Raw genomic sequence first — 2,142 nt, forward strand, 5'->3', positions numbered from 1 at the left:
TCCAAAATTCGTTTTTGTACTACGACCACAGACATCACAGAGGACATCGACAACTTGCTCTGTTGGCACAATTTCTTTTACGAGCATGCTGAACTCCTTATTTAAGGCTTTATGAAACTATAATTTTTCTGCTTTTTATGTGGGAGTAACCTGGGCTGGCTATTTATCACTGCCATAACCAGCATTGAACTCTCATTTGTTATTTTGGGATGTCTTTGCACTCAAATTTTGGAGGTGTTTTCCAACCTGTAACGCGCCCGCTGCGTTTGTTGACCCTGCGGTATTCATTACCCAACAGGATTTCCCATTCAGAGCCGTTCTCCGATAGAACCTGAAAAGTAGTCCCAGGCTCAATGCCTAAACCTGGTTCAGTACAGACCAACTCGGCCATCAGCTCTCCTCAATGCAGGGGCATTCTGCTGTGAATCTTCCACTCAAAGCGACAGTTTGGAGTAGGATAGCTCATGAGAGGTCGTGTTTGTACAATGAGGAATGCTACATGATGCCCTATGCAACCTATCATCCTAGTAGTGACGCAGCAGCTACTGCGAACTTTCTCCTGGAAGCCCTTGGCATTCCTTGTGACCCACTAGGAGCACATCAATGGATCGTGGCTGGCGTAGCACCGGACATACTCTATCGGCTCGCTGAATTGATGAAGACTGATGTGAGGATGGTTTGCCAGTGGGCTGGTATAAGCCGGAGTACACTGACCCGCAAGCTGCGGATTGCAGCCCCCCTATCAATATCGCAGGGTGCCAGGGTATACGGAGTTGCACAGGCCCTCGATGCGGCACTCGTCTTCCACAGGAACGATACCGTCAGGACACTGTCGTGGTTAAACCGCACCGCCTGGGGCCTCGGTGGCGTAGCCCCAGCTAAGTTGTTGGCTACACCAATGGGGGTTCAGGCTGTTGTCGATCTAGTGGGACGGATTCGGCATGGGGTGTGCCTATAAATTTAGACAGCCTGTGGCCTCATATTTCAGCTCAAAAAAACACCATGACAGTTTTTTTCAAATTTTTTCATTTTAGCCACTTGAAAAACTCTGAAAACTGTCCATTTACTAATTATGAGAACAAAAGATTTTTTAAACATTCCGCAGCTTCGCAGCGAAGATAAACCAGTTTTACTACTTCCCCACATGCTATTTTATATGTTAGAAGCGACACTAGCATTGCAAACATGTCAAGCTTTAATACGCAGGATCAAACTTCATGTTGTCATTACTTAACTAAGTGCCAATTTTCGTATGAGTAGAACCAAGACAGAAAAATAGTCATAATGAAATATGGTTATTTTTCGCACCTATGGTGCGGGCTAAACAGAAAAAAGTTCCACCTTATGATTAGCATTTATTATTTCCCATTTAACAGCCACCATTTATGGCGGCTGCAATGAATAATTAAAAACATTATTGATGATAACACTACCACCAGTCTAATAAATTACGCCCTGTCAATGCACCCCACACTATGGCATTCAACATCAGAGCAATGAAGACAGCCGCAGAGCCCATGTCTTTTGCTCGACCAGAAAGCTCATGATGCTCTGATCCTATTCTGTCTACTACTGCTTCAATAGCTGAGTTCAGGATCTCTACAATCACAACCAGCCAACTGATCACCATTAGGAGTAGTATTTGATTTAAACCATCTCCGACAAAAAACGCCAGAGGCATCAACAGCACAATGAGTAGAAGTTCCTGACGAAAAGCCGCTTCATGTCGCCAAGCTGAAGAAAGTCCCTTCATACTATAATTGGTGGCATGAATGATTCGGGTAATTCCAGTTGCACCAGGCTTTGCCATTTTAGCTTCCTCTTTCTGCTTTGCCCGTTAAAAATTTTTAACCATGAAATACACGGACAATAGTAATAAACCTATTATTTAACAGATGATTGGGGGCCTGAGCCCCCAACAATGTAATTTATTGAACAGTACGACATTGACTGAAAATATCTAGACCCTTTTCGTAAACTGATGTTTTGACGTCCCAGATACCCAATACAGATGAGAAAATATTATCGTGTGAGTAGCGAGTATCAGCTGCTTTCTGCTGCAAACACGCCATATCAACGCCTTTCTCTTTGGTAAATCCTGGTGACATCCAGACCTGCATAGGTACTCGGGTCTGGTCATCC

Annotated in this window: 3 protein-coding genes and 1 pseudogene; 1 reads left to right on the forward strand and 3 read right to left on the reverse strand. The window is 44.1% G+C overall.

Annotation, left to right across the window (positions count from 1 at the left end; all coding sequences use genetic code 11):
* Positions 1–199 precede the first annotated feature (199 nt).
* Positions 200–391: a hypothetical protein gene (locus AACR77_RS00615; RefSeq protein WP_005337495.1), complete on the reverse strand. Its 192-nt coding sequence runs from the start codon at positions 389–391 to the stop codon at positions 200–202.
* A 111-nt stretch (positions 392–502) separates the two neighbouring features.
* Between AACR77_RS00615 and AACR77_RS00620 the strand changes: the two genes are divergently transcribed.
* A complete protein-coding gene (locus AACR77_RS00620) occupies positions 503–958 on the forward strand; it encodes an antitoxin Xre/MbcA/ParS toxin-binding domain-containing protein (RefSeq protein WP_041202327.1) in 456 nt (151 codons plus the stop codon).
* 471 nt (positions 959–1,429) lie between these two features.
* Here the strand turns inward: AACR77_RS00620 and AACR77_RS00625 are convergent, their stop codons facing one another.
* Positions 1,430–1,810 (reverse strand): diacylglycerol kinase, encoded by a 381-nt coding sequence (locus AACR77_RS00625; protein ID WP_042879138.1) that lies wholly within the window; start codon positions 1,808–1,810, stop codon positions 1,430–1,432.
* A 118-nt stretch (positions 1,811–1,928) separates the two neighbouring features.
* A pseudogene (locus AACR77_RS00630) lies at positions 1,929–2,142 on the reverse strand (phosphoethanolamine transferase); the annotation flags it as partial.

This window comes from Aeromonas sp. ZOR0002 (genome assembly GCF_963866995.1).
Classification (GTDB): domain Bacteria; phylum Pseudomonadota; class Gammaproteobacteria; order Enterobacterales; family Aeromonadaceae; genus Aeromonas; species Aeromonas caviae.